The organism is Nitrospira sp. (assembly GCA_029194535.1).
Taxonomy (GTDB): domain Bacteria; phylum Nitrospirota; class Nitrospiria; order Nitrospirales; family Nitrospiraceae; genus Nitrospira_C.
On record JARFXR010000002.1, the window covers coordinates 647,576 to 673,290 of the forward strand.

Here is a 25,715-nt window from a genome sequence, read left to right on the forward strand (position 1 = left end):
AATTCACTGAATGAAGTGAACCATCCGCGCACACATTTTCGAAGGTGCGCAGTCGAGCATGCTCGGTTCGGTATGGAGGCGCCGAGCGGGTTCGAACCGCTGCATCGCAGTTTTGCAGACTGCTCCCTTAGCCACTTGGGTACGGCGCCACGCGCGCATTATAGCGGGCCTTCCTGATGCATCTCAACCGACCGGTCTCGGTCGTCCTGTAGGTGGAACTCGCGCGTCAGCGATTGGGGAGAACGGGGATCTCCCGTCCGAGCGTCGAGGGTTGGTCCGAATGGGGACCGAGCGGTTCCCATCGTTCGTCGGCAGGACCGCGAGCGTCACTGCTGCCTTCGGCTTCTTTCTCCTTGGCCAGCAACTCGACCTCTTGGATCAGAGTATCCATGAGTTCTTCGATGGGCACTTTGCGGACCAACTTGCCTTTCTTGAAGAGAATACCTTTTCCTTCGCCGCCGGCGATCCCGATGTCCGCTTCCTTTCCTTCCCCGATGCCGTTGACGACGCACCCGAGCACGGAGACGTTGAGCGGAGTCTTGATATGGCTGAGCTTTTTCTCCAGCTCATTGGCCATACGGACCACGTCGATCTCGACCCGCCCGCATGTGGGACAGGCGATGACGTTGATGCCCCGGTGACGAAGTTCGAGCGATTTCAGGATTTCAAAACCGACCTTGACCTCTTCGACCGGATCGGCCGCGAGCGAGACGCGCATCGTGTCGCCGATGCCTTGGGAGAGCAGGTATCCAAGCCCCATTGCCGACTTGACCGCTCCCGTCATCGCGGTACCGGCTTCCGTGATGCCGATGTGCAAGGGATAGTTCGATTGATGAGCGAACAGCCAGTAGGCGTCGATGGCATGGTGGACGTCGGACGCCTTGAGCGACACCTTCATGTTGGTAAAGCCCACGTCTTCCAGCGCATGGACGGCATTGAGCGCCGATTCCGCCAGTGCCTCGGGGGACGGCCATCCGTATTTGTCGAGCAGCGGGCGCTCCAGCGAGCCGCCGTTGACACCGACACGCAGGGGAATACCCCGGTCATTGACGGCCTTGATGACTTCTTCGACTTTCCACCAGGCGCCGATGTTGCCGGGATTGATCCTGACACAATCCACGATCTTGGCCGCCTGCAGCGCCAACCGATGATCGAAATGGATGTCGGCGATCAGGGGCACGGTCATCGCGGCCTTGATCTCCGGCAAGGCCGCCGCGGCCTCTTCATCTGGAACGGCAACGCGAATGAGCTCGCAACCCGCCGCTTCCAACTGCCGAATCTGCTCTACCGTGGCCGCCACGTTTCGAGTGTCGGTCGAACACATGGATTGGACGGAAACGGGCGCATCGCCTCCGACCTTGACCTTGCCGACTTGAATCTGCCGTGTCTTCCGTCTTGTAATATGCATGAGGTCTTCTCGCGTCTGCGCGGCTAGCTGCCCTGCTCGTCGCCGTGAGGCAAATGGGTCAACGACACGGATAGTGCGCCTTCCTTCACAGCCTGTCCCGTCCCGACGCCGATCAGATCTTTGACGCTGCCGTAGATCCCCTCGGCCGTCAGGCCGTATCGCTCACGCAGAAGATCCTGCGGTCCCTGCTCGATGTACCAATCCGGCAGGCCGAGAATTTTGGTCCTGACGCCCGTCACGCCGGCATCCGACAACGCTTCAAGTACCGCCGATCCAAATCCGCCCATCTTGCAGCCTTCCTCGACAGTCACGACATACCGGACCCGTTTGGCTACGCTCACGATCAGCTCTTGGTCCAGCGGCTTGACGAACCGCGCATTGACCACTGCTGTCGAAATCCCTTCTTCAGCCAGCCGCTCCGCCGCCTTGGCCGCCTGCCAAACTGCAACGCCGACCGCCACGATGGCAACGTCGTCGCCGTCTCGCAGCAGCTCGCCCTTCCCGATCGGCAACGCGGCAGGAGCCGGGTCCATCGGCACGCCGAGACTCACGCCCCGAGGATACCGCACCGAGGCGGGACCGTCGTACTGAAGACAGGTCTTGAGCATGTGTTGCAATTCATTTTCGTCCTTGGGAGCCATCACGACCATGTTGGGCATGTGCCGCAGATACGCGAAGTCGAAGGCCCCATGGTGCGTCGTCCCATCCTCCGCGACCAGACCCCCACGATCGATGCAGAACGTTACAGGCAAGTTTTGCGTGGCGACGTCATGAACGACCTGATCGTAGGCGCGCTGCAGAAACGTGGCATACATCGCGACTACCGGACGCATGCCTTCGGCAGCCAGTCCCGCGGCAAAGGTCACCGCGTGCTGTTCGGCAATGCCCACGTCGTATAGGCGTTCGGGGAATTCCTTCTCAAACGCGTTGAGCCCCGTGCCCTCGCACATCGCCGCCGTGATCGCGACGATCCGGCTGTCCTGTCGGGCCAACTTCACGAGGGAATCGATGGCGATCTGGGTGTAAGACGGGCGCGCCGCCTTTTTGGCCGGAACTCCGCTTTCGCGGACGAACGGCGGGCACGCATGGAACCAGACGGGATTTTGCACGGCCGGTTCATAACCGAGTCCCTTCTTGGTGATGACGTGGAGCAGGACCGGGCCTTTCATACGCAACACGTTCTCCAACGTCGGCAGCAGATGCTCGAAGTTGTGTCCATCAATCGGACCGGCATAACGGAACCCGAGTTCCTCGAACAACAGTCCGGGCAGAATCGCGCCCCGCGCCAGCTCTTCTGCGCGACGCGCCAGCTTCTGCATATCCTGACCGATGTGGGGAATCTTGCTCAGCAGCTGTTCGGTTTCCTCGCGCATCTTGGTATAGAACTCGCCGGTGAAGGTCCGGTTCAAGTAGGACGAGATGGCTCCGACGTTCTTCGAAATCGACATTTGATTGTCGTTCAGGATCACCACGAAGTCTTTATTCAGCCCTCCTGCATGATGAAGGGCTTCGAGGGTCATACCCGCCGTCATGGCCCCGTCACCGACGACACAGACGACCTTGTGCTTGTGTCCCAGTTGCTCCCTGGCTTCGACCATCCCGTATGCCGCGGAAACGCCGGTGCCGGCGTGTCCCGCGTTGAACGTGTCATAGGCGCTCTCCTCGCGCTTGCAAAATCCGCTGAGGCCTCCGTACTGCCGCAGCGTATGGAACTGCTCCCGACGGCCCGTCAGCAGCTTGTGGGCGTAGGCTTGGTTGCTGGTGTCCCAGACGATCTTATCTTCGGGTGTGTCCAACAGGTAATGCAAGGCGACGGTGAGTTCGATGACTCCGAGATTGGAGGCAAGGTGCCCCCCGACGCTGGACACCACACCGATGATCTGCTCGCGTAATTCCCGGCACAGGGCCGGAAACTTCGAAGGTGGAAGCCGTTTCAGATCGGCGGGACTGTGAATCGTCTTCAAGATCGACATAAGCAGATGCTCCTTTTGCGTGAAGTCGTGCTCAACGCGAATAGGCGGATAGAGAGGCTCGGGCGAAGCAGTCAACCGGCTTGCATGCTAGCGTTTGTCAGTGTCCCATAGAATCCCTCTAGTGTCAAGCAGTTAGCTCGCTATCTCGACAACCGGCTCCGCCTGCAATTCGTCCGGAGAGACCGATCAATAGGGGAAATCCAGACCGGCGAAGATGGCCCCTCCTTCCTTGCTGTATCCGTAGTCGATGCGGCCGACGACGTTCGGCCGGACGATGCCGCGAAACCCCATCCCCGGTGTCATCCGATAATCCTTGAAACTGACGTCCTTGAAGCTGTCGAAGACCTGGCCGGTGTCCAAAAACGGCGCGACTTCGAAATCCGCCGTCACCCCCGCCACTTTCATTCTGATCAGGTGGATGCGCTCCTCCAGACTGAGTGCGACGAGATTCTTGTCGATGTAGCGATCCACCCCGTACCCCCGCAAATTGTTCTGCCCCCCCAACGAGCTTTGTTCGAAGAACGGAACCTGCTCACCGATCGTCGCCTGCAGATCGGCCCGCACGACCAGGATCGCGCGCTTCGATTCACTGGGAAACAATTTCTTGACCTCGAATTCATACCGCGAATAGATCGGGTGATCACCGTTGCGGAAATTATTGTTGAGTTCCGCATAGGCCATTACGGCCATGCCGTCGGTCGGGGATATGAGGCTGTTACGCGTATCGTAATAAAAAGTGGCGCGGTTCCCGAGAATATACGTCTCCCCTTGGACGCCGGGAACCGTGGGGTAGACGTCTCCTGTAAAAGGCAGGTCGGTCGCACCCAGTTGAAGTTGCACCGCGCGAAATCGCTGGCTGATGGCGATCTGGGTCACTTCGTTGGCGTAGATGCCGAAGCGCCAGTTGGCGCGACTTTCCTTTGCCGTGTAGTTGGTTTGGTCACCCTCCGTCGTCGTCTGCCCGAGCCCGAAAAAACGGGCCGTCGCGTTCTTGAAGTAGGTGGCTCCGACGTTCAAAAAGTATCTCCCATTGCTGAACGCCGGATCCGTGTAATTGAAGTAGAGCTTCCGTTCGATCTTCTCGGAAATCGACGCGATGAAGTGCAGCTGCCGTCCACCCGTATCGTAGCGGAACATGTTGACGGTCCCCTGCCAACCGACGATGGAATTTCGGATCAGCATGGGGGCCATGAGATACTTGAGTTCGCCGTCCGGATCGGTGACCAGGATGGGAACGATCAACCCCGCGCTGTTTCCGTCGTTCTTGGTCGTAGAAACGGAGGGAATGGGAAAGAGCTGGGTGTCCGCACTGGCTGGATCAACCCGGACGACTGCGGCTCCCGCGAGCAGATATGCACAGAACACCACAATGCCGCGCAGGGTCGTCATGAGCGTTCGACAGCGAACCGCTATGAGGTTCGGATTTTTTCCGACTTCTTCCGAAGCTGGTCGATGAGCTCGCCAAAGGTTCCATTCTTGAGGATCTTGCTGAACTGGCCGCGATAATTGTTGACGAGACTGATTCCATCCACCACGACGTCGTAGACCCGCCAGACGGAATCTCGGTACAGCAATCGATAGTCCAGCGGTATCTCCGTCTTCCCGGTCAGGACCTTGGTCCGTACCTCGGCATAGTCCTTCTCCATGCGTTCGTTGATGTAGTGGACGCCTTCACCGGAATACGTTTCGACTTTCTCGGCGTAGGTATTGACCAACAGGGTCTGGAAGAGATCGACGAACTCCTCCCGTTCGGCGGCGGACAAACCCGTCCACGTGGCCCCCAGCGACCGCCTGGACATCTCGCCATAGTCAAACCGGTCGCCGACGACCTTTTCCAGCATCTTCCGCCGCTGCGCGGCTTTCTCCGGCTGCTTGAGTTCCTTGTCCCCCAGGATCTTCAGCACCTCGTCGATCGTCGATTTCATGGCTTCGGTGGCGCCCCCGGCCGCAGCAGGACGGAGACCGACTCCGACGACCATGGCCGTCAGCGCGACGCTCAGCCCCATCACGAAACCGATTCTCCTCAACCGCTCTATGAAATGTGGCATGTGGTCCGTCTCCATCTGCGCGACCGCTTCGCCGGAATATCCTGGCGACGTCTCAGTTGACCTTCCCGTGCACATACTGGCTGACCAGTTCTTCCAAGTCCAGTCCGGACTCCGTATCGCGGATCGTGTCTCCCGCCTTCAAGGCATCACCGCCGCCGCCGGGTGACAGCGCGAGAAACTTCTCGCCGATGATGCCCCTGGTCTTGATGGACGCGATCGTATCGCTGTACAGCTTAACATCGTCATGAACCGCCAAGGTGACCGACGCGCGATCGTCTTGCAGGACGATGCTGCGCACTCTCCCGACTTCGACGCCGGCGATTTCGACGGCCGATCCCGGCTTCAGTCCCGATGCGGAATTGAACTGCGCCACGACCTCATAGACGTTTCCGCCGACCAATTCCAACTTCCCTAGTTTGATCGACAGATAGCCGAGGCAGACGATCCCTATCAGTACAAATACTCCCACGACCAGTTCGAGCTTGGCTTTCTCCATGGGACGCGTACTCCTCCGTCTTATCCGGCCACCGCCTTCGGCAAGGCCAGGGTGCCTCCGGCGGTGATGAACTCCTGAATCTCCTGATCGTCGGTCCGTACAAACTCCGCAGCCGGAGCCATGGCGGCGATTTTCCCCCGCTGCAGCATTGCAACCCAGTCGGAAATGCCGAAGACTTCCGGAATCTCATGGCTGACCATGACGGCCGTGAACCGGAACCGGCGTTGCATCGAGACGATGAGGTCATGAATGGATTTCGCCATCAACGGATCGAGGCCGGTCGTCGGTTCATCGAACAGAATGATCTCCGGCTCCATGACCAGGGCACGCGCGAGCCCGGCCCGTTTCCTCATGCCGCCGCTGAGTTCGGCCGGATATTTGTGCCCCATGCCTTTCAACCCGACCTGCTCCAATTTCTCCTCGACCCGCCGGGACACCTCCGGTCCCTTCATCTGGAGCTTCTCCCTGAGGGGAAAGGCGACATTCTCGAAGACGGAGAGGGAGTCGAACAAGGCCGCGCCCTGAAAGAGCATGGAAAATCGCTTCCGGACGTCGTTCAACCGTTTGCCTTTCAAGCGGGAAATTTCCACATCTCCCACCCAGACTTCGCCTCGATCCGGCTGCATCAATCCGATCATGTGCTTGAGAAGCACGCTTTTACCTTCTCCGCTGCGCCCGATCACCGTCGTGAGCTGTCCCTCCGGCACGGAGAAGTCGAGGCCCTGCAGGACCCGCTGTCCGCCCAACGTCTTTTCCACCCCGACGAGTCTGATCATCTCTCACGCAAGCGGATCGCCGGAACCGCCCGGCGACCCATCACAACAACACCGAGGTCAAGAAGTAATCCCATACCAGAATCAACACGGAAGAGAGGACCACCGCCTCCGTCGTCGCCGAGCCTAACCCTTCGGCGCTGTGCCTGGTGAAAAATCCCTTGTAACAGCAAATCCAACTCACGATCAGCCCGAAGCTGATCGACTTCAGGATGCCTCCGTACACATCTTTCCATTCGACGGCGGACTCGATCGAGTTCCAGTACGCGCCGCCGTTACCCCCCAGCAACTCCACACCGACCAGATATCCGCCGTAAATCCCCACCACGTCGAAAATCGCGACGAGCAACGGGACGCCGATCAGACCGGCCAGCAGCTTCGGAGCGATCAAGTATTGGAGCGGATTGATGGCCATCGTATCCATCGCGTCAATCTGCTCGGTGATCCTCATGATGCCGATCTCGGCGGTCATCGCGGAACCGGCCCGCGCCGTAACCATCAAGGCGGCCAGCACCGGTCCCAGTTCACGGATCATGCTGAGCGCGACGGCGGAGCCGAGCAATCCTTCCGAGCCGAACTTACGCAAGGTGTAGTACCCCTGCAGGGCCAACACCATGCCCGTGAAGCCCGCGGTCAACACAACGACGAACATGGACTTGTATCCGACGAAGTGCAGCTGCTTGACGACTTGTATCGGCCGAAACGGCGGCCTAGCGAGCCACGCAAAGGACGAAGTCACGAAGAGCAGCATGCGGCCCATTTCACCGACCATCGCCAGTGCTCGGGCTCCCATCCGTTCGACCAAGCGGTTCACGAGAGGGTCTCGATTTTCCGGCTGTGAGGTCGGCTGGCCGCGTAGCGGACAAAGAGAGCGGTGAGTCTCTCCGCCGCCAGACCGCTCTGTTTTCTCAGCCGATTCAGGCCGGCAAGACTGCCGGGATGGGCGAGCACCTGTCGCAATCCCTTGGGCCATCCCAGCGGTCTGAGAAACTGATTGAAGTCGAGCGGGAGATCCTCATCGAGAAGATCGGACACTGTCCGGATGATGGCAAACGGGACACCTCGTTGCCACGCCACGGCGCCGAGCGCCTGGCTCTCCATATCGAGGGCGACCGCATCCGCCGATCGAGAAAGGCGGCGCTTCTCCTGGGCTTGCCCCACCACGATCGGCACCGAGACGAACCGGCCGGTCTGTACGGGCAGGCCCGCTTCCCGCGCCAGCGCGCGCATCCGCTCTTTCAACTCGTCATCGCAGGCAATGACGTTGTTCTGGACCTCCCAGTTGTCTTTCGAGCGCGCAGAAACGCTTTGTGTGCCGATCATAAGATCTCCGACCTGAGCCGGCACCAACGCGCAGGCAAATCCGGCGGAAATGATCGATTCCATCGCTTGTGCGTCCATGACGGCCTTGGCAACCCTTGTGGCCGACTCAGGCCCGACCCCGGTTTGAATGAGCCGATACGAGTGACCAGCCCGTTCGTCCGCTAAACAGCGTAGGCCGGCGAGGGTGGCAGCGCGGGCGGTCGGAAAGGCACGATGGATGGCGCGGAGTTCCCATCGAGTTGCAGCAAAAATTGCGACGGGCTTCACGATGCACCCGGACAGGAGCGTTCACGACCGACGGCCACCGCTTCGTGGTGATCACATATGGGACCGATAGGACCCGTGAGACAGCACGTGCTGTCTGACTTCATCGGCCCGCATTTTTCCCCGTGTCCGGAGATTGCGATACATCGCCAAGGCCCACAGGGGAAAATATTGGCAATACCAGTGATATCGAAGATAGAACACGCGAGGGAATCCCGTGCCGGTATGACACACCTCCTCCCATGAACCGTCTTTCGACTGGTGCCGGAGCAGGTATTGAATACCTCTGGCGACACTGAACGAATCGGTCATACCGACGGACATCAGGCCCATAACGGCCCAGGCAGTCTGCGAGGGAGTGCTGTCACCTCTGCCGGCCGACGCCTCCTCAGCATACGAGAGGCAGGATTCTCCCCACCCTCCGTCCGGATTCTGCTTGGATTCCAGCCACGCCACCGCGCGACGGATGTATGGCTGTGAAAGATCTTCTCCGATGGCTCGAAGGCCGGCCAGCACCGACCAGGTTCCGTAGATGTAATTGACACCCCATCGGCCGTACCAACTCCCGTCTTGTTCTTGCTCCCGCTTGAGGAAGGCCAGCGCCGGTGCGACGGCCGGATGGGATTGGTCGTAGCCCAGGGCTCCGAGCATTTCGAGGCACCGTCCGGTCAAATCCGACGTGCTCGGATCCAATAAGGCATGGTGATCGGCAAACGGAATGTAATTGAAGACAATGCGGTTGTTGTCCTTGTCGTACGCACCCCAACCTCCATCCGATCCCTGCATGGCCAGAACCCACGACGCCCCGCGCTTGATGGAATTCTCGAGGTCGGCGGCTTCGGGAATGCGGACTTTCGCCAGCGCCATGAGCACAACCGCAGAATCGTCCACGTCCGGGTACAGCTCGTTCTCGTGCTGAAAATACCAACCGCCCGGCTCTGCGTAGGGCGAGGAGAACTTCCAATCGCCCACCGTCTTCGTCTGCCGGGACATGAGATACCGCGCCGCGCGCTGCAACGGAAGGTGGTCCGGCGCCATTCCGCTTTCAATCAGCGCATTCATCAACAGCGACGTATCCCAGATGGGTGAGTGGCAAGGCTGCAGATGCATGGCGTCGACGCGTTGTTCACTCACCGTCACCGAATCGTGAATTTCCAGTTCCTCGATCTCGCGCAGCGCCTTCTGAATCAGCGGATCGTCGACCTGGTATCCGAGGCATCGCAACGCGACGATCGAATTCGCCATCGCCGGGTAGATCGCCCCCAATCCTCCGCTTCCCTTCATGTGCTCCAACATCCAACCGGCCGCGCGGTGCAACGCTTTCTCTCGCACCCACGCGAGGGGCATCCGGTCATAGAGTTTCAAGACGGCGTCGAGGACGACGAACACGTTATGCGGAGTGAACCATCCTTGATCCTTGTTGAAGGGAGGAAACTGCCGGTACCGGATGGCGGGACGAGGCGTGACGAACAGTTCGTCAATACCCTGTTCCTTGGGAAGGCGGCAAACCGGCTGATGGGCAAAGACGATCAACAGGGGAATGAGCACGGCGCGCGACCAATAGGAAATGGCATAGATGCTGAAATAGAACCGTTTCGGCAGGAGCATAATCTCCGGCGGCATGCTCGGAACTCCCTGCCAATCGTACTGATCGAACAAGGCCAACGTGATTTTGGTGAACACATTCGCCTGCACCACGCCGCCCATTGCCAGAATGCGGTTCCGAGCCCGAATCATGTACGGCTCTTCGGCGGAGACTCCGGACATCTTGAGGGCAAAATATGCCTTGACGGATGCGCTGATTTCCGACGGTCCGCCGTGGTAGATCGGCCAGCCGCCGTCGGACAACTGCGCGGAACGCAGATAGCGCACGGCCTTGCGCTCGCGCTCCGGATCGACGCGATCAAGAAACCGCCGCAACATCAGGTATTCGGACGTCAGCGTCGTATCCGCTTCGAGCTCCGCGACCCAATACCCTTCCGACGGGTGTTGTCGCGAGAGGAACCAACTCTGACTGCGCTTGATCGCCTCGTCGAGCGCATCCAGCTGGCTTCCGGTTTGACCGGCCATGCGCCGGCCGAACGTGTCCGTAGCTGATGCGGGCATCGACTTGTCGGAAATGAGCCGCAATGGCGGCGTCGAGGAGAGGTCTCGCGCGAGCCCGATCTTCTCCGGTACGGAGATGAACAGACTATCAGAGAGGCGATCCAGTAACGTGCGAAGAATGTTCATCGTGGTTGTGTCAGGGAAATACACCCGGCGGGCCCGGTATGACCGCTCATCACCCTACGAACTGCCCACCGGACCGCCTACACGTAGGTTGAAGACTCAATGGTTGCGGATATAACAGACGCCCCAGGCGAAGTCAAGCAACAGACGACCGAAGTGCTCTGAAGTACGAATGTTTTCAGCGAATTTCTTCTCCGGATTTCAACCTCATGCCGGCTGCAAATCCGCCAGTCGGACTGAGACAAGCTTCGAGATCCCCGGCTCTTCCATCGTCACGCCGAAGAGCGAATCGGCGATCGCCATGGTTCGCTTGTTGTGAGTAATGACCATGAATTGCGCTTCCCGAGCCAGCTCCCGCAGAACGCCGGTAAATCGTCCGATGTTTTCCTCGTCGAGCGGCGCGTCGATTTCGTCCAGAATGCAGAATGGCGTCGGCCTGATCAGAAAGCTCGCGAACAACAGGGCCATCGCCGTCAGCGTCTTCTCTCCTCCCGACAACATCGTGATGTTTTTCAAACGTTTCCCGGGCGGCTGGGCGACGATCTCCACGCCGGGATCATCCGGCGGTCTCTTTTCGTCCGTTCCCTCGCCTATCGTCGCATCGACCAACTGCAGCTCCGCCCGGCCGCCCGGAAAGAACTTGGAGAAGACCACACCAAATTGCTCCTGTAATTCCGCGAACGTCGAAGCGAACATGTCTTTGGTCGTACGGTTGATCCGTTGGATGATTTCCTTCAACGACGCCATAGAGGTCGACAGATCCTGCTCTTGGGTCGAAAGAAATTGATGCCGTGTTTCCAGCTCCTCGTGCTCGCTGATCGCAGCCAGATTGATCGGCCCCATGCGATCGAGTCGTTCTCGAATCTTTTTCAGCTGCTGCCTGAGGTCGTCGTCGGAGCCGACAGCCGCTGGTTGCGAAGCGGTACCCTCCTCCGCTGCCGGAATGGGCTCGGAGAGCGTGGACAGATCTACTTGGTAAGTCCCGGCCAGCGTGGACTCGACCGTCCCCAGCTGAGTACGGACCTCGGCACGCCTCACCTCGCTCGCCAGACGGCTTTCGCGCAGCGACGCCATGACTTCACGCACGCGCTCCAGATCCACTTCGATATCATGCGCGTGCGCCAGGTTTTGCGCTTGCTGTTCCTGTGCCTGTACGACGTCCGCCTTCACTCGGTCGACCGCCCCGCCCAGCTCACGGCAGAGTTCCTCGTACCGCAGCCGCTCCTCCCGGCTCTGGGTCAGTGACGCTTCGAGCGAAGCCAATTGTTGAACGAAGCTCTCGATGCGGGCAAGCCCTTCCTGCCGTTGTTGTCGAATCCGCTGCAGGTCCCGCCGATGATGATCACCGGTCGTGCGATTGCCTTGCACGGAGAGCTGCGCCGCCGTCAGTCGCTGTTGAAGTCCTTGTACATCCTCCTCGATGTGCACGAGGCGAGCCCGAACCTGCGCAAGGCTGCGCTCCTGACCGGCCTTTTCCGCCATCCACTGTTGCAGCTGCGCGGCGCCCACCCGCGCTTCCTGCTGGAGTCGCTGCACTTCGCCCGAATTCCGCTGAGCCTCCTCGGTGAGCGCCTCGATGCGGCGAATCAGATCTCCGAGGACCTGCTCCAGTCCCGCCTCATCCTTCTGGAGGGAAAGGCCGCTCATTTCGGCCTCTCGCAGCAAATCGGCCAGGCGTCTGGCTTCATCGCGCAACTGCTGCCCTTCCGTGACGAGTTGCTCCCGCCGCTGCCGCCCCTCCTCCACGGCCTGGGTCAATTCGGCCCGGCGAGCTTCCAGGTTCAACACCTCGCGGCGGCGCTGCAACAGACCGCCCGTCGGACCCGTTTGACCTCCGGTGATGGCTCCGGCGGCATCCACTATCTCGCCCGCCTTGGTGACGAACACCGGCCCGCCGCTCTCTGCAGCGAGCGCGTCCCACTGGCTCAGCGCATCCTGCAGGGTTTCCACGAAGACCACACGGTCGAACAGGTAATCGCGTGCCGCCGCACGGGACGGCTGCACCGAGATCAGATCCGCTGCGCGGCCGATGACACCTCTCCGGCCCGCCAGGGCCTGCCACCAGTCATCGGCAGACGCCCTCCATCGCGGGGAGTGCGGAATAAACGTGCCTCGCCCGAGGTCCTTTCCCGATAGAAATTCAATGGCCCGACAGGCGGCGGCGGGACCGTCCACCAACCACCCGCGCACGCGCTCTCCCAGCCACGCTTCCACGGCGCGATCCAATTCCGCCGGAATTTCCAACCACTCCGCAATCGCCTCATGCACACCCTCGCAGGCCTTCAAGGCCGTCGCTTCTTCGTCTCCCGATCGGCCATAGCCCATGTCTTCGCGCAATACCCCTTGCAGGGCGCGCCAATGGGAGTCCGCGGCAGCCAATTCCTCCGATTCGCGCGACAGGTGCTGATCAACGTCCACCAGCGACGCGGCACTGCGTGCGACCGCTTCCTCCACCGCCCGCTGCTGTTCCCGCAGCGCGCCCACCGTGTGCTTTGCCTCCTCGCAGGATTCGAGAAGCAGTCGACGTTTCTGCGCGGCAACCTGACGTTGGCCGTCCAGTTCCTCACGCTCCCGGCCCAAGCGATGTTCCCGTTGAGCGATCTCCTCGCTTCGCACCGTCAGCTGAGACAGAGTTTGCTCGGCGTTCGCCACCAGTACGGCAAGGTTCATGACGTCCACACGCGCCCGCTCTTCCTCTTGAACCGTCCCTGTGCGCTGGTGCGTCAGAGCCTTCATCTCTTGATCGACGCCCGCGAGGGTCTGCTCCTGTTCGAGCAGTTCCCGGGCCAGCGTCTCGAGCGTGTGCTCCAGAGCCGTCTCGGCGGACACCAGATGCTCCTGCTCCTGCTTGACGCGCTCCAGCTCGGAGGCGCCGTGCGTTCGCTGCTGCTCATAGAGCTCGCTACGATGGCGCTCGACTTCCGCGGACGTCAGAGCCTGAGCCTGTTGTTGCTCGAGACGAGCCAACTCTTCCCTGAGCCGGTTTGCGCCGTCGCCGGCCTCAGCCATCGCCAGTCTGACGCGCTCCAACTCCACGTTGAGCTTTGCTTGTTCCGAGGCCTGTTCGGATTCCCGCTCGGTCAACAGACCCAGTTCCTTCTCAATATCGGCAATCACGGTCCGCAACGCGCGGTATTCGTTCGTGAGCAACGCGATTTCCAGCGAGCGCGCCTCCTGCTGCAAGACCTGATAGGAGCGAGCTTGCCGGGCCTGCCGCTCCAGCGAGTTCAATTGCTTCTTGACTTCGCCGATGATGTCTCGGACGCGCAACAGATTCTGCTGGGTCGCCTCGAGTTTGCGCAGCGCCTCCGCCTTCTGCTTCTTGTAGCGGACGATCCCGGCCGTTTCCTCGATCAACTCCCTGCGGTCCTGCGGAGAAGCATTGAGAATCTGGTCGATCTGTCCCTGAGCGATGACCGTATGGCCTTTGGTTCCCGCCCTCGTATCGAGCAGCGCGCTGCGAATGTCCTTCAGACGGCATGCCGTTTTGTTGATCAAATATTCGCTGTCACCGTTTCGATACAAGCGACGCGTGATCATCAACTCCTGATATTCCGCGAGTTGACTAGTGAGTCCCGAGAGCGGATCCACCTTGATGTGGTCGAGTCCGCCGATCACCAGCGAGACCTCCGCCATGCCCAACGGCTTCCGCAACTCCGTTCCGTTGAAAATGACATCCTCCATTTTTTCGCTTCGGAGGGTCTTTGTGCTCTGCTCGCCCAACACCCACAGGATGGCGTCGACCACGTTGCTCTTCCCGCTTCCGTTCGGCCCGACGATGGCGGTCACCCCCTCAGGAAACTCAATCTTCGCCTCCGCGAAGGACTTGAACCCCGACATCTCAAGCGACTTGAGATACATGCCCTGCTCCTTCTGTGAGTGATGTGTCCGATGGCCTGGGAGATCGCACGGGTCAGCGTTGTATCACAGCCACCCGATGGAATCAAAGAAAAACACCGCCTGTAGTGGGCGTCCGAGGACGTCCCCACAAGATTTGGGAGAGCATGAGGAAGGCGAGGGAGGCAGACAAGGACTATCTGGTGGAAGCCGTGACCGATGGCTTGGAGGACTCAATCGTGATCAGTTCCTTGGGCAACAAGAATTCCACGTCTTCCTCAATCACGGTCAGATCTTCGACTTCCGCAGTCCCGTAGGTCTTCAAATAGGCGACGACTTCGGCGACCAGCACTTCCGGCGCGGACGCACCGGCCGTAATGCCCACGGCCTTGACGCCGTCGAGCCAGGCCGGATTGATGTCGGAAGCGGAGTCGATCAGATAGGAGGCGATCCCGCAATGCTCACCCAACTCACGTAGACGATTGGAATTGGAGCTGTTGGGCGAGCCGATCACCAGAATCACGTCCACCAGCTTGGACAGTTCCTTGACGGCGTTCTGCCGGTTCTGGGTAGCATAACAGATATCTTCCTGATGCGGTCCCTTGATATGAGGAAATCGGCGGTGCAACGCTCCCACGATGTCGCGGCATTCATCGACGCTCAACGTGGTCTGTGTGACGTAGGACAGGGAGTGGACGTTGTCCACCTGAAGCTTCTCGACATCTTCGACCGACGAGACCAGGTGGAATTTGTCCGGAATCTGACCCAATGTACCGATCACTTCCGGATGCCCCGCATGGCCGATCAGGATCAAATCGTACCCCTGCGTATAGTCCCGATTCACCTCATTGTGGACCTTGATGACCAATGGACAGGTGGCATCGATGACGTGGAGACGCCGCCGATTGGCTTCCTCCCACACGGATTTGGCCACGCCGTGGGCGCTGAAGATCACCACGGAGCCCTCGGGCACTTCGTTCAGTTCCTCGACAAAGACCGCGCCTTTCTGGCGTAACGAGTTCACGACATGCCGGCTATGGACGATTTCGTGGCGGACATAGATCGGCGCCCCGTATTTGCGCAACGACAGATCGACGATGTCGATCGCCCGATCGACGCCGGCGCAGAACCCACGTGGATTAGCCAGATAAATTTTCATGACCGTGCCTGCTCCTTCACGCGCAACCGAACGATATAAGCCCCTCTGCACCATACGTCAGAGGTCGGGCGGTCGTCAACAGATATGGCGTGAGATCTCTCGTCTCATCCTCGAGGATTCGGCTCCCTATCCCACCTTGACAGGCTTACCCCTCCCCCGTAGGCTGAGCCCATTTCCCATGGCCCAAGCCACCCCCAGAAAGATTCTCATCGTCGAGGACGAAAAAGACATACTCCAGCTGGTCAAGCTCTATCTCGACAAGGAGGGGTTCCGTACCCTGACCGCGGCGACGGGAACGGATGCCCTGAAGTCCGTGAAACAGGAAAAGCCCGATCTGGTGGTGCTCGATCTGATGCTGCCGGAGATCGACGGACTTGAGGTCTGCAAGAGACTCCGTTCCGCACCGGACACGGCGATGGTCCCGATCATTATGCTCACGGCCAAAGCGGAGGAATCCGACACCGTCATCGGTCTCGAACTGGGCGCCGACGACTACGTGACGAAACCCTTCAGTCCCAAAGCACTCGTGGCGCGGATCAAGGCCTTGTTCCGCCGTCTCGACCGCAGCCAGAATCAGCACGAGACCGTCTATCGCTACGGCAATGTGGTCATGGACCTGGCGCGGCACGAGGTGACCAACGACGACAGGGAAGTGCCGCTCACCGCCAAGGAGTTCGGCTTGTTGGAACATCTGCTTCGGAATCCGGGTCGCGTGCTGACGAGAGAGGTGCTGCTGAACACGGTGTGGGGCTACGATTACTTCGGCACGACCAGAACCGTCGACGTCCACATCCGGCGCCTCAAACAGAAGATCCCGCTGCTCGACCAGGCGATCCTGTCCGTCAAGTCCCTCGGCTACAAATTGAGAGAGGAAGACTGAGGGTACTCCATGGAGATGAAGCGGCTCCACCGGCGTGTGCCGCCGCCACTATGAACCTTTCCATCCGATGGAAAGTCACGCTCGCCACGCTGTTCGCCCTGGCCTGCGGCTTTGCGATGGCGGGGGCCCTGGCTGAGCGGTCGCTCGAGCGGCAGGAACTGGCGCAATCCTACAGAAATCTCGACGTCCGCTCCGAGCTGGTAGCCCACGAATTGCGGCCTTTGCTGCTGTCCCCTGCCCTGGATTTCACCGATCCGTCGTTCCAAGCCCTCATTCGGGAATTGGGCGTCGAGGCTGTGGCACGGATTACGCTGATCGCTCCCGACGGCCGAGTGCTGGCCGACAGTGTGGTTTCTAGCGAAAGCCTGCCGGGAGTCGAGAACCATCGGACCAGACCGGAAGTCGAACAGGCTCTGGCTCAGGGGAGCGGCAGCGATCTGCGTACAAGCCAGACCACCGGAGAACGCACGCTATATCACGCGATCCTGCTCACCGAACGCGACGGCAAAACCTCGGTCGTGCTCCGCCTCGGGCTTCCGATCGCGACGCTGGAAGGGGAGTTCTCGCAGCTCCGACACCATCTGATGTTGGCTTTCGGGAGCGCCTTTCTGGTCGCCGTTGGAGTGAGCCTCCTGCTGGCACGCAGCTTGACGAAACCCCTATCGGATATGGCAGCCGCGGCCCGCCGAATGGCGGACGGCGATGCAGCCGCCCGCATTCAGGTCACCTCACGTGACGAAGCGGGGCTGCTTGGCGAAACGCTCAATCACATGGCGGACGAATTACGCGCGAAGATCGAAGAAGTGTCGGAAGACCGCTCCCAGCTCCTTGCCATGTTGACGTCGATGGTGGAAGGGGTCATGGTCCTGGACTACCGAGGACGGGTGCTCCAAGTTAACCCCGCGCTGGAGCGTATGTTCAACGTCACCAGAGCGGAAGCCAGGGGACGTGAATTTTCCGACGTGTTCGGCCATCCTCACCTGGCGGTGTTGGTGTCCACCGTGTTGAACACCAGGATCGGACAGGAGGATGAAATTCTCTTGAGTCCCAACGGGCGCTGCCTGCACATCGAAGCGTCCGTGGCCGGGGGCGAGCAGGAAAACGAAGCCTGCGCCGTCTTGGTGTTTCACGACATCACCGAACTCAGGCGGCTCGAAAAGATCCGCAAGGACTTCGTGGCCAATGTGTCCCACGAACTGCGGACCCCACTGACGTCGATCAAAGGCTACGTCGAAGCGTTGCTGGACGGCGGAAAGGACGATCCGGACACCAGCGCCAAGTTTCTGGATATCATCCTGAAGCAAAGCGACCGTCTGAACCTGATTTTGGACGACTTGCTGCAATTGTCGAAAATCGAGTCCGGACAGGTGCTCCTCCGGCACGAGCCCTTGCAAGTCGAGGCGATCGTCGAGCGCACGATGGCCATGATGCGTCCCCTCGCCGGCAAGAAGGGGCATCGCCTCGTGCTGGACATTCCTTCCGGACTCCCCCTGGTCAACGGCGATGAAGAACGGTTGGGTCAAGTCCTGTCGAATCTGCTCGATAACGCCATCAAGTACACACCGGAAGGAGGGAGCATCACGGTCGCCGCCCGCCGCATCGCGTCCGGCGAACCGCCGACGGGCGTGAAATCCGAGAGTCTCGAGATTAGCGTCGCAGACAGCGGTATCGGTATTCCGGAGTCGGATCGGCCCCGGGTGTTCGAGCGCTTCTATCGCGTCGATAAAGCCCGTTCACGGGAGATGGGAGGCACCGGACTCGGCTTGGCGATCGCGAGACACATCGTCGAAGGGCATGGAGGGCAGGTATGGGCCGAGGGAAACCGTCCGTGCGGCAGCCGGTTCGTCGTCCGCCTTCCGGTCCAGCCTACGGACCGGTCGACGAGTCATCCCAATCTCGCCCCCACTAAGTAAATCACTGAGGAGAGGATGGCGGCGCCGGGCAACGTGAAGAGCCAGGCATAGAGGATGCGCCGAGTCACCCCCCAACGAACCGCGGACAGACGTTTGATAGCTCCGACTCCCATCACCGACGAGGTGATGGTATGGGTCGTACTCACAGGTAAGCCGATGTGGGCTGTGACCATGAGGACCGCGGCCGCCCCCGTTTCCGCCGCGAATCCATGCACCGGCTCCAACTTGACGATGCCCATCCCGAGAGTACGGACGATTCTCCAGCCGCCTGCGGCCGTTCCCAGCCCCATGGCCACTGCACAGGTGCCGATGACCCAGCCGGGCACCTCGTGGGATTGGATCTGACCGGCCGAAAGCAGCGCGAGCGTGATGATGCCCATCGCTTTTTGCGCATCATTCGCGCCGTGGCTGAACGCCATGAAACAGGCCGACAGTAGTTGCAGGCGTTTGAAAATCTTGGTCGCCATTCCCCGAGGAACACGAAAAAACAGCCAGCTGATCAGGACCATCAGCGAGAGGCCGATGGCAAAGCCGAAGAAGGGAGACAGGACCATGGCCTCCAGCACGGATCGAAGACCCGAGAGTTTGACGGTGTCCCACCCGCCGTGCGTCACAGCCGCTCCCACCATGCCGCCGATCAAAGCGTGGGACGAACTGGTGGGCAGCCCGAGCAACAAGGTGAATAGGTTCCACAAGATGGCGCCGGCCAGCGCCGACGCCACCATCTGCTGCGTGACCGTCGAGGGATCCACGATGCCCGAGCCGACCATCTTGGCGACGGCGGTGGACATGAACGCGCCGGCGATATTCAGGATGCCGGCTCCGATGACCGCGACAAGCGGACTCACCACTCTGGTGGAAACGACCGTGGCGATGGCGTTGGCGCTGTCGTGCCACCCGTTCGAAAAGTCGAACAGCAGCGCGAGCAGGACGACCAGGAGCAACATTCCGTTGAGTTCCAGCATCATGACGTCGTCAGGGGGGAGGTCAGGCGATCGGGGTGGCTTCTATCATCGCGCGCATCACGGTCCGTGGTTGATCTAGGAGTCCGTCCGAGTAATGCCATTCTACTGCGGCAAACGATCTGCAGGCATCTGCATCGTGCTCGGCCCGAAAAAATCCTCAATGTATTCCAGCGAATACGCCTCCGGTTTTTCCGGGCCTGCGGCCTTGCATCTGCCCGCACCTCCTTTGCCCCGCTACGAAGGATTACTCGGACAGACTCCTAGTGGTGTTTCAATGAGATCCGTTCCAGAATGTTGGCTACGTCTTCGCAGCGGTCGGTGCCGGCCTCGAATCCTTCATAGATCTCTTTCCATTTGATGACGGCTATCGGATCCGTTTCTTTGTCGAACAGCTCGGAGATGGCGTCGCGGGAGACGCGGTCCGCTTCGTTCTCCAGACTGTTGACCTGCACGCTGCATTCCTTCACGTCCGGATGAGCCATCCCAAGCCGGTCTACACCCTGCCCGACCGCCACCGACGCCTGGTACAAGATGTCGGCCAGCTTGACGGCCATCTCGGTCGGCTTGGTCACCTTGTAGAGGACGAAGCGGTCGGCGATCGCTTCGGCCACATCAAGAATGTCGTCCAGCGCACTGGCGAGATCATGGATATCCTCGCGGTCGATCGGCGTAATGAACGTCTGGTTGAGGCGGAGCGCAATATCGTGCGTAATGCCGTCTCCGACATGCTCGACTTCTTTGATGCGCCTGGCCTGCTCGACCGGCGAACGCAGGTCCTTCATCATCGCGGCCAAGAGCCGGCTCCCCTCGATCATGTTGTGCGCCGCCTTCTTGAATAGCTCGAAGAAGGCTTCCTCCCGTGGAATCAGTCCGAACATAGCTGGTCCGCTCCTCCGCTGATCAATCGCCGTCGCCCGCTCAGAATACCTTCCCCTCGACTCGACGAGAATGCGGCCGTCGCCTCCCGCTGTCGGCTACCACCGAATCAGTCCCGTCGCCCATGTGATTCCGCCGCCAAAACTTCCCAGCACGACCAAATCCTGTGGCGCGATTCGACCGGCACGGACGGCATGATCCAGCGCGATCGGCACCGAGGCGGATGAGGTATTGCCCAGACGCTCGATCACCGAGCAGATTTTCGAAGCCGGGAGCCCAAGCTTGGCCGTGAGGCTGGACAGGATCCGCCCGTTTGCCTGGTGCAGGACCAGGTAGGCCACGTCGTCCAGAGTCACACCGAATTCCTTCAGTAAGTCCCGGATCGCCTGGTCCAATTTCTTGACGGCCAACCGGAACAGCGGACCTCCTCGCATGCGGAGCGTCGTGCCCGGCCTGCTGAAGGTCGCCTCCGTCGCCGGCATGCGCGAACCGCCAACCGGTATCCGAATCAAGTCATGCTGGGCGCCTTCGGCATGTATCCGCAGGCCCTGGATGCCTCGGTCGGGTCGGCTTGCGCCATGCTCGGCTCGCACCACGACCGCACCGGCTCCGTCGCCGAACAGAAGTGCCGTGTGGGCATCGTCGGGATCAAGGGTCCGTGACTTGACCTCGGCCGCTACGACCAAGCATTGGGTCAGTTGGCCGCTTCGAATCATGGCATCCCCCATCGACAGACCATAGAGAAAGCCCGAGCAGGAGGCAGACAGATCAAAGGCGGGTCCTCCTGGGCAGCCCAGCTTGCGTTGCAGCAGGCAGGCGGTCGAGGGGAAAGCCATATCCGGTGAAGTCGTCGAGAGAACAATGGCTTCGATCGCAGACTGGTTGATCCCCGCAGCGTCCATCGCCCGCCGGCAGGCCTCCACAGCTAGGTCCGACGATGCCTGGGATGGATCGGCCCATCGTCGCTCGACGATGCCGGTGAGGCGGGTGACCATGGAGGGGGCAATTCCGAGCGTACCAGCTGCCTCCGCATTCGATACCACCCGCTCGGGCAGGTAAGAGCCGGTTCCGACAATCCTGGTGCGGATCATGACTCGCCGCGATTGTATGGAAGGCGTCGCATAAGCTGCGGGATTATAGGTCTCGGTGCCCAATGGGTCAACTCGTCTCACTTCGTTGCAATTGACCAGATCTCCTGTTACAACGGACTTGTGTCAGGATCGGTGACAGAGCCTGACGGTACTGAGGTGCAGATGCGACGATTGAGCAGCAATCTCCGTGGTTTGGCAGGTGATGGGCTACGGATCCTCTTTCCCGTCATCGTGGTCGGCCTGCTGGTGGGCTGTTCCAACTCGCCCAAGAACGGAGATCAGGCCGCGAAGAAGGCCATCAGCGGGACTGACGAGTCGATCTTTCTCGGGGATACGATCGAGAAGAATTACGATCCGAACGTGATCATGAAACGCGGCGAGGCCTTCTTTGAGAAGGAAGAATATGCCGAGGCAATCGTCGAGTATAACCACTTTCTCGACCTCCATCGGAACCATCAGTTGGCTTCCTATGCCGCATTCCGCATCGGTGAGAGTCAGATGAGGCGGGCCAAGGGCATCGAGCGCGACCCCGAACCGATCCAAAAGGCCATCGAATCCTTCGATCGATTACGCCGAGACTATCCGGGCAGCCGCTACGACAGCCAAGCCACGCAGAAGGTTCGGGAATGCCACGATCTTCTCGCCCAGATGCACCTGTTCGTCGGACAATTTTACTATCGCCGTGGTTCGTACTTGGCCGCCGCACATCGGTTTGAACAGATCATGCAGCTCTATCCCGATAAATCTGTCGCGCCGGATGCCCTCTATTTCCTCGCTCTGAGCTATCACGAAATGGGCGCCGACGATTGGGCCAGCGACAAGTTGACGCTGCTAGCGCAAAAGTATCCGAACGCTCAGCACTCGCGTGATGGCGCCAGCCTCCTGGCCAAGATCGGGACGCCGAAATCCGCTCCGGTGGTGGCCCAGAAACCGGCCTCCGCTTCTCCATCACCGGACGGTACGATCCCGACCGCCTCAGCAAGCTCCTCTGTTCTGGCCAACAGCCTCAGTTCCTCTCCTTCAGCCGGATCCATTCAGATCCCATCAGCCAGTTCGCTGACAGAGTCCTTCGTCAATTGTCGGCTCGGGGCCTGGTGCTAGCAGGTTGACCGAACAACTTGAACGTCGGCTCCTCTCTCGCTGCAGCCTTTTCGATCAAACGTTTGACTAGACCCTATCTCAAAATTCGTTCATGACGGGATGGGATCTGTTGTCGTCATTGCCGCGCCGGCGGGAATCCAGACTTTTCAGGTCACTCAGGATGCCCGTTTTCGCGGGCATGACCGGTTCTGACCGGAACACCCATCTTGAGAGAGGTTCTCGCGTGAAAGCACTCGTGAAGAGTTCTGAGGATTCATCGGAACGGAATCAAGAAGCGCTTCGGTGGTCTTGCGGATAAGCGGTGATTGAGGGAAGGATCGAGCGTCCGAGCGAGGTGAGAACGACACCGAAGATCTGTTTCAACACCCGTCACTGGCCGAGATACCAGCCGATGCCGTACCGCTCCAGAAAGCTGGTAATCATGGTCAGCGAATTCGCATAGATCATGACACCCACGACGACCAACAGCACACCGCTCACGGTGGAGACTCCCCACAGATAGGCGCGCGCTTGTTTGAAATACGCAAGGAACCGGTCGACGCCCAGGGCCGTCAGAAATAAGGGAAGCCCCAGCCCCAACGAATAGCTGGTCAACAGCAACACGCCGGTCATGAGCGAGTCGGTGGTGCTCGCATAGAGAAGGATTGTGCCCAGCACCGGTCCGACGCAAGGAGTCCACCCGGCCGCAAAGGCGATCCCGATCAGGAAGGAGCCGGCATAGCCGACCGGCCGGTTGCGAAACTGAAAGCGATGTTCCATCTGAAGAAAATTGATGTTCAGGATGCCCAACAGGTAGAGACCGAACACGACGATCAACACGCCGCCGATGCGCCGGATATGGTCCTGATACGTGATCAACAGTTGTCCGACGAAGCTCGCAGACGCCCCGAATGCGATAAAGACGACTGAAAAGCCCGCGATGAACAACAGGGCGTTGGCAACGATCGCCGTACGGAAACGAGATCTTGTGCCGGCATCGGTCAGTTGTTCGATTGAAAGCCCCGTGATGTAAGAAATATAGGAAGGCACCAGCGGCAAGACGCAGGGCGAGACGAAGGATAGGAGCCCGGCGGAGAAGGCCGCAATCAGCGAGATATTTGACATCGACTGGGACAAGGCAGCCCTGACTATGCCTTCAGCAACATATCGATCAGCTGGTGGGCCTCAGGTGCGGCCCAGTCACGCGCGCCGAAGATTTGATGCCGCACGACCCCCTGACGATCGATCATGAACGTCATGGGAAGACTGCGTGCCCCGTACACAAGCCCTATACGATATTCGGCGTCGTGCAGAATGGGAAACGTCAATCGATTTTCCTGCTGGAACGGCCTGGTGACCGCCACGCCCTGAGGATCCGTGGAGACGGCCAAAATCTCGAAGTCATTGCGGGAATAGGACCGGTAGAGTTGTTCCATGGCCGGCATTTCCACCCGACACGGGCCGCACCACGTCGCCCAGAAATTGATAAGAACGACTTTCCCCCGCATGTCCGACAACGCCATCATCCGTCCCTCGAGATCCCGAAGCTGAAAATTCGGAGCCGCGTCCCCTGGCTTCACCAGGCTGCGCTTGGCGACCGGAACGACCGGGCCGGCGTCGGAACATAATGGTCCGGCGGCGGCAAACGCCAGCAGCATGAAGCTCAGCGATAAGGCAGTCCGTTTCATCCCTTCACGCTCGAAAGCCGGGCCGACCCGACAGCCGCCGCCTTGGGAGTGACATTGAGTAATTTCGTCAGCACCTGCAGGCTGTCCAGCCTCGTCCAATCTCTGGGTCCGATCACGATTTCCCGGATGATACCCTCTTGATCAATGATGAACGTCTCGGGCACCCCCATTCGCTTGTACGGTTTGTCGGTCTTGCCCCAGGAATCGATCAACACAGGAAAGGTCAGATTCAGTCCCTTGACGAACGGAGGGATTTCCCTCGTCGTCGTTACACGATCGATGCTCACGGCCAGAATGACCAGGCCGTCCTTCTCGAAATTCTTGTTGAGAATCTCCATGGAGGGCATTTCTTCCCGGCATGGTTTGCACCAGGTCGCCCAGAAATTCAGGAACACCACCTTCCCGCGAAAATCAGACAGCCGATAGGGTTTATCATTGAGATCGGACAAAGCGAAGTCCGGAGCAGGCTTGCCCACGACCAGCAGTTCGTACTTCGCGCTCTGCAGCCAGACTATGGCGAATGTCAGGACGAGAATCACCGTCCCTGCAATCAGAATCAACAGGCGCGGGGCACTCGGTTTGGCTATCGGCACGGGAGTCGGCTGATCAAGCAAGGGCATCCCTCCATGGTTCACCGGCGCGATGCGTGCGGACAAGCCGTCTTACCGGTGAGCTGACGTCCGCCATCAGAAAGAGTAGGCGACCGAGCGTGGTGCCGGCAGCCGGGATTCGTGTCCTGTCGCTACGCGTAGGCGTGCAATCCCGACAAGAGGAAGTTGACCCCCCAAAAACAGAAGATCACCATGAGGAACCCGAAGACCGCATAGATCGCGGCTCGTCGTCCTTCCCAACCTCGGGTCATGCGGGCATGAATGTAGGCGCCGTAGATGAGCCACACGATCAACGACCAGGTCTCTTTCGGATCCCAACTCCAGTATCCGCCCCAGGCATAGTTGGCCCACATCGCCCCGAGGATGATGCCGAAGGCCAATAGTGGAAATCCGATCATGATCGCCTTGTAACCCAGCTCATCGATGGTTTCCAAGTCTGGAAACGCGGCGTAAAACCGGGATCGGCTACCCCGGAGTTCCGCCCGCTCTTTGAACAGATACATCAACCCGAGGCCTCCGGCCATGGCAAACGCCGCATAGCTCGTCAGCGTCACGGAAACATGAATGTAAATCCAATAACTGTTGAGCGCCGGAACGAGCGGTTCGGCGGTTTGGTAGCGGTAGGGCAACAGCGAGGCCGCGCCCATGGCGATGAACCCGATTCCGACGACGAACGCTCCGATCGCCTTGATCTTATACCGCAGCTCCAACAACACATAGCCGAGGATGATGGCCCATGAGACATAGGCCATCGCTTCGAACTGATTGGACCAGGGTGCGAAGGTGCCGGAATGCTCCAACCGTTCAAAGGCCCGGGTCAGCAATGCCGCCGTATTCACGAGCCATCCGAAGACGGTGACCAACGTAGCGACCTGACCCAACTGAGCGGCCCAGGCGCCGTCTCGGTCCTCAAACTCCTCCGACGGGTGGCCCGCAGGAGCTAAGGCCATGGCAGGACGTCTGGCAAAGAGATATGCCACATAGAGGGTCAGGGCCGCCAGGTAAAGCCAAAATGTCATGTCGAAAAGAAAGAGTGATCGGACCATGCACAGCCTCCGTCTATCGAATCAACTCACGACGCTCTCGCCCATCATCAACCAT

The 25,715-nt window shown here is 59.9% G+C and carries 21 protein-coding genes and 1 tRNA gene; 3 read left to right on the forward strand and 19 right to left on the reverse strand.

What is annotated here, in order from left to right; translation table 11 throughout:
* Positions 1-73: 73 nt before the first annotated feature.
* From P0111_14515 to ispH, 12 genes are all read right to left on the reverse strand, one after another.
* A tRNA-Cys gene (locus P0111_14515) sits at positions 74-149 on the reverse strand.
* A gap of 77 nt (positions 150-226) precedes the next feature.
* Positions 227-1,408 (reverse strand): flavodoxin-dependent (E)-4-hydroxy-3-methylbut-2-enyl-diphosphate synthase, encoded by a 1,182-nt coding sequence (gene ispG / locus P0111_14520; protein ID MDF0645240.1) that lies wholly within the window; start codon positions 1,406-1,408, stop codon positions 227-229.
* Between the two features lie 23 nt (positions 1,409-1,431).
* Positions 1,432-3,381, reverse strand: coding sequence for a 1-deoxy-D-xylulose-5-phosphate synthase (dxs, locus tag P0111_14525; GenBank protein ID MDF0645241.1), 1,950 nt, complete (start codon positions 3,379-3,381; stop codon positions 1,432-1,434).
* A 186-nt stretch (positions 3,382-3,567) separates the two neighbouring features.
* The gene (locus P0111_14530) at positions 3,568-4,770 is read right to left on the reverse strand and encodes a BamA/TamA family outer membrane protein (GenBank protein ID MDF0645242.1); all 1,203 of its coding nucleotides are present in this window, start codon (positions 4,768-4,770) and stop codon (positions 3,568-3,570) included.
* A gap of 20 nt (positions 4,771-4,790) precedes the next feature.
* Positions 4,791-5,429 (reverse strand): ABC transporter substrate-binding protein, encoded by a 639-nt coding sequence (locus P0111_14535; GenBank protein MDF0645243.1) that lies wholly within the window; start codon positions 5,427-5,429, stop codon positions 4,791-4,793.
* A 52-nt stretch (positions 5,430-5,481) separates the two neighbouring features.
* Positions 5,482-5,925 carry an outer membrane lipid asymmetry maintenance protein MlaD gene (gene mlaD / locus P0111_14540; protein ID MDF0645244.1) on the reverse strand — a complete coding sequence of 148 codons (444 nt, stop codon included), beginning with the start codon at positions 5,923-5,925 and terminating at the stop codon, positions 5,482-5,484.
* 20 nt (positions 5,926-5,945) lie between these two features.
* Entirely contained in the window at positions 5,946-6,701 is a 756-nt protein-coding gene (locus P0111_14545) for an ATP-binding cassette domain-containing protein (GenBank protein ID MDF0645245.1), read from the reverse strand.
* A gap of 40 nt (positions 6,702-6,741) precedes the next feature.
* Positions 6,742-7,512 (reverse strand): ABC transporter permease, encoded by a 771-nt coding sequence (locus P0111_14550; GenBank protein MDF0645246.1) that lies wholly within the window; start codon positions 7,510-7,512, stop codon positions 6,742-6,744.
* Positions 7,509-8,288 carry a hypothetical protein gene (locus tag P0111_14555; GenBank protein MDF0645247.1) on the reverse strand — a complete coding sequence of 260 codons (780 nt, stop codon included), beginning with the start codon at positions 8,286-8,288 and terminating at the stop codon, positions 7,509-7,511. The genes P0111_14550 and P0111_14555 overlap by 4 nt, the downstream gene beginning before the upstream one ends.
* 51 nt (positions 8,289-8,339) lie before the next feature.
* Positions 8,340-10,517, reverse strand: coding sequence for a squalene--hopene cyclase (shc, locus tag P0111_14560; protein ID MDF0645248.1), 2,178 nt, complete (start codon positions 10,515-10,517; stop codon positions 8,340-8,342).
* A gap of 204 nt (positions 10,518-10,721) precedes the next feature.
* Entirely contained in the window at positions 10,722-14,375 is a 3,654-nt protein-coding gene (gene smc, locus P0111_14565; protein ID MDF0645249.1) for a chromosome segregation protein SMC, read from the reverse strand.
* 172 nt (positions 14,376-14,547) lie between these two features.
* Positions 14,548-15,510, reverse strand: a complete 963-nt coding sequence (gene ispH / locus P0111_14570; GenBank protein MDF0645250.1) for a 4-hydroxy-3-methylbut-2-enyl diphosphate reductase — start codon at positions 15,508-15,510, stop codon at positions 14,548-14,550.
* 178 nt (positions 15,511-15,688) lie between these two features.
* Here ispH and P0111_14575 point away from each other — a divergent pair, with 178 nt between their 5' ends.
* Both P0111_14575 and P0111_14580 read left to right on the forward strand, forming a co-directional pair.
* Positions 15,689-16,390 carry a response regulator transcription factor gene (locus P0111_14575; protein MDF0645251.1) on the forward strand — a complete coding sequence of 234 codons (702 nt, stop codon included), beginning with the start codon at positions 15,689-15,691 and terminating at the stop codon, positions 16,388-16,390.
* A 50-nt stretch (positions 16,391-16,440) separates the two neighbouring features.
* Positions 16,441-18,303 carry an ATP-binding protein gene (locus P0111_14580; GenBank protein MDF0645252.1) on the forward strand — a complete coding sequence of 621 codons (1,863 nt, stop codon included), beginning with the start codon at positions 16,441-16,443 and terminating at the stop codon, positions 18,301-18,303.
* Here P0111_14580 and P0111_14585 read toward each other — a convergent pair.
* The 3 genes from P0111_14585 to P0111_14595 form a co-directional block, all read right to left on the reverse strand.
* Complete coding sequence (locus tag P0111_14585) at positions 18,276-19,271, reverse strand: inorganic phosphate transporter (GenBank protein MDF0645253.1); 996 nt, start codon at positions 19,269-19,271, stop codon at positions 18,276-18,278. The two genes, P0111_14580 and P0111_14585, sit on opposite strands and share 28 nt — an antisense overlap.
* A 257-nt stretch (positions 19,272-19,528) precedes the next feature.
* A complete protein-coding gene (locus P0111_14590; GenBank protein MDF0645254.1) occupies positions 19,529-20,146 on the reverse strand; it encodes a DUF47 family protein in 618 nt (205 codons plus the stop codon).
* A gap of 96 nt (positions 20,147-20,242) precedes the next feature.
* Positions 20,243-21,235: a ketoacyl-ACP synthase III gene (locus P0111_14595; protein MDF0645255.1), complete on the reverse strand. Its 993-nt coding sequence runs from the start codon at positions 21,233-21,235 to the stop codon at positions 20,243-20,245.
* A 162-nt stretch (positions 21,236-21,397) separates the two neighbouring features.
* Here P0111_14595 and bamD point away from each other — a divergent pair, with 162 nt between their 5' ends.
* The gene (bamD, locus tag P0111_14600) at positions 21,398-22,336 is read left to right on the forward strand and encodes an outer membrane protein assembly factor BamD (GenBank protein ID MDF0645256.1); all 939 of its coding nucleotides are present in this window, start codon (positions 21,398-21,400) and stop codon (positions 22,334-22,336) included.
* 369 nt (positions 22,337-22,705) lie between these two features.
* Here the strand turns inward: bamD and P0111_14605 are convergent, their stop codons facing one another.
* The 4 genes from P0111_14605 to ccsB all read right to left on the reverse strand — a co-directional run bounded on the left by P0111_14605 (position 22,706) and on the right by ccsB (position 25,660).
* On the reverse strand, positions 22,706-23,440 hold the full coding sequence (locus tag P0111_14605; protein MDF0645257.1) for a cytochrome c biogenesis protein CcdA: 735 nt from the start codon (positions 23,438-23,440) through the stop codon (positions 22,706-22,708).
* Positions 23,441-23,463: 23 nt separating this feature from the next.
* Positions 23,464-24,003, reverse strand: coding sequence for a TlpA disulfide reductase family protein (locus tag P0111_14610; GenBank protein ID MDF0645258.1), 540 nt, complete (start codon positions 24,001-24,003; stop codon positions 23,464-23,466).
* Positions 24,000-24,623, reverse strand: a complete 624-nt coding sequence (locus tag P0111_14615) for a TlpA disulfide reductase family protein (protein ID MDF0645259.1) — start codon at positions 24,621-24,623, stop codon at positions 24,000-24,002. The genes P0111_14610 and P0111_14615 overlap by 4 nt, the downstream gene beginning before the upstream one ends.
* Positions 24,624-24,745: 122 nt before the next feature.
* Positions 24,746-25,660 (reverse strand): c-type cytochrome biogenesis protein CcsB, encoded by a 915-nt coding sequence (ccsB, locus tag P0111_14620; GenBank protein MDF0645260.1) that lies wholly within the window; start codon positions 25,658-25,660, stop codon positions 24,746-24,748.
* Between the last annotated feature and the right edge of the window lie 55 nt (positions 25,661-25,715).